2 protein-coding genes are annotated in these 2352 nt (G+C 41.3%); both read right to left on the reverse strand.

The window, feature by feature from the left end; all coding sequences use genetic code 11:
• Positions 1–90: 90 nt before the first annotated feature.
• Positions 91–1428: a phosphoglucosamine mutase gene (gene glmM, locus CEX73_RS01525; RefSeq protein ID WP_101626849.1), complete on the reverse strand. Its 1338-nt coding sequence runs from the start codon at positions 1426–1428 to the stop codon at positions 91–93.
• A complete protein-coding gene (gene folP / locus CEX73_RS01530; protein WP_101626850.1) occupies positions 1425–2279 on the reverse strand; it encodes a dihydropteroate synthase in 855 nt (284 codons plus the stop codon). The genes glmM and folP overlap by 4 nt, the downstream gene beginning before the upstream one ends.
• Between the last annotated feature and the right edge of the window lie 73 nt (positions 2280–2352).

Here is a 2352-nt window from a genome sequence, read left to right on the forward strand (position 1 = left end):
CACTTATTACAATAATAAGTTTAAATTCTAACCAAAGCGTTCGTTATGCACAAGAGACATTTTACTGCTAGTTCATTTGATTACTTTTACTTAGTTAGCAACTTTTACAGTAGAAGCTATATAATGTGCTAAGTGCGTAACTTGATTTTCATCTTCACCTTCTACCATGACTCTAATAAGGTGTTCTGTACCAGATTGCCGTAACAATACCCTACCGCGATCGGCTAATGTTCTCTGAACTTCTTGACAGGCTTGGATAACAGTAACTGAATCTAGTGGATTATTTTGACCAGCAAAGCGCACATTGATTAATATCTGGGGAAAGAGCCACATATCGCTGCAGAGATCATGTAGTTTCATGCTATTGCTCACCATAGCCGACAAAACCTGTAGCCCAGCTATAATGCCATCACCGGTTGTAGTATGGTCAAGTAAAATCACGTGCCCAGAGTTTTCTGCTCCAATACGCCAACCTTTCTCTTGCATTTTTTCTAGTACATAACGATCTCCTACACGGGTACGTACAAACGGAATACCTAGTTGTTTAAGTGATAACTCGAGCCCCATATTACTCATCAGTGTACCAACCACACCACCAGCTAACTGACCTTGTCGCATTTTTTCACGTGCTATAATATAAATGATTTGATCACCGTCTACCTTATGTCCTAAATGATCTACTAAGATCATACGATCACCGTCGCCATCGTAAGCAATGCCAATATGAGCATTTTCGGCTAGCACTCGTCTTTGTAGCTCCCGGACATCAGTGGTGCCGCACTCTTTATTAATATTCATACCATCTGGTTGACAACCTATAGCTATTACCTCAGCACCTAATTCACGTAGCACGCTTGGTGCAATATGGTAAGTAGCTCCATTAGCGCAATCTACGACAATTTTAATACCCTTGAGGCTAAGATTATCAGGGAATGTACCTTTACAAAAGGTAATATAACGGTCTGCGGCATCGCTTATTCTACTAGCTTTTCCTAGTTCTGCTGACTCAACACACATGATTTTTTTGCCTAATTCTGCTTCTATAGCTTTCTCAACTTCATCCGGAAGCTTAGTACCTTCGATAGAAAAAAATTTAATACCATTGTCATAAAAGGGATTATGAGAAGCTGAAATCACAATACCAGCTTCTGCACGAAAAGTTCTAGTTAGATAAGCAATAGCTGGCGTCGGCATAGGACCAGTAAAAGCTGCAGAAAGACCTGCAGCGGATAGCCCAGCTTCTAAAACGGACTCTAGCATGTAACCGGAGATCCGTGTATCTTTGCCGATAATAATCTTACGAGAACCGTGACGTGCTAACACTTTACCGGCAGCCCAGCCCAACTTTAGCATAAAGTCAGGTGTAATAGGAGTATCACCTACCTTGCCACGGATACCATCCGTACCAAAATATTTATTGTTATTCATACAAAAAATTGTTCCTTTGCTGAAAGTGTGGCTTCTACTACACGTAGTGCTTCGATGGTCTGTTTTACATCATGAACACGAATGATCTGTGCTCCCTGCATAGCGGCAATTACTGCGCAGGCTACGCTACCGGCCACTCGCTGCTCTGGTGGGCGTTGAATAAGCTGTCCTATCATCGATTTACGCGACATACCTACTAGTATAGGCAGGTTAAAGTCATGAAAATCTGCTAGTCTAGCCAGCAAACTATAATTGTGCGCTAAATTTTTACCAAAACCAAAGCCTGGATCGATAATTATTTTATTTTTTTCGATTCCAGAAGCTTCACAACGTGCAATCTGTTTTACAAAGAAAGCTTTTACTTCGGTAAGTACATCATAGTAATATGGCTTTTGCTGCATTGAGCGTGGCTCTCCCTGCATATGCATCAGGCATACAGGCAACTTACTAGCTGCTGCTGCTTCTAGTGCTCCAGGTTGACTTAGCGAACGGATATCGTTAATTAAATGTACCCCGGCGGTTACGCTTTCGCGTATAACTAAAGCTTTAGAAGTATCTACGGATATTAAAGTATCGAATCGCTGTACTAACGCAGCTACTACTGGGACTACCCGCGCTGCTTCTTCCTCATCATTCATAACATCTGCGCCCGGACGAGTAGATTCTCCACCAATATCAATAATGCTTGCGCCTGCCTCGATCATAATTGCTGCATGATCGATAGCAGTAGCAAGAGTGTTGTATTTACCACCATCAGAAAAAGAGTCGAGAGTAACATTCAAAATACCCATAACCTGAGTAACTGATAGATCTAATGTATGTTTATTAGTAACTAGTGATGTAATAGCCATATATCTGGGTGTTTGGCACTGCACGTACCTGATTTCGTTACACTAAATTTTTGATTGACTAGCTGTTTTGATA

The organism is Candidatus Palibaumannia cicadellinicola (assembly GCF_002855795.1).
Taxonomy (GTDB): Bacteria; Pseudomonadota; Gammaproteobacteria; order Enterobacterales; family Enterobacteriaceae; genus Baumannia; species Baumannia cicadellinicola_C.

Bases quoted from the DNA above. Each gene is read 5' to 3' on its own strand.
- folP (WP_101626850.1), bottom strand. From the start codon at position 2,279: ATGGCTATTACATCACTAGTTACTAATAAACATACATTAGATCTATCA.
- glmM (WP_101626849.1), bottom strand. From the start codon at position 1,428: ATGAATAACAATAAATATTTTGGTACGGATGGTATCCGTGGCAAGGTA.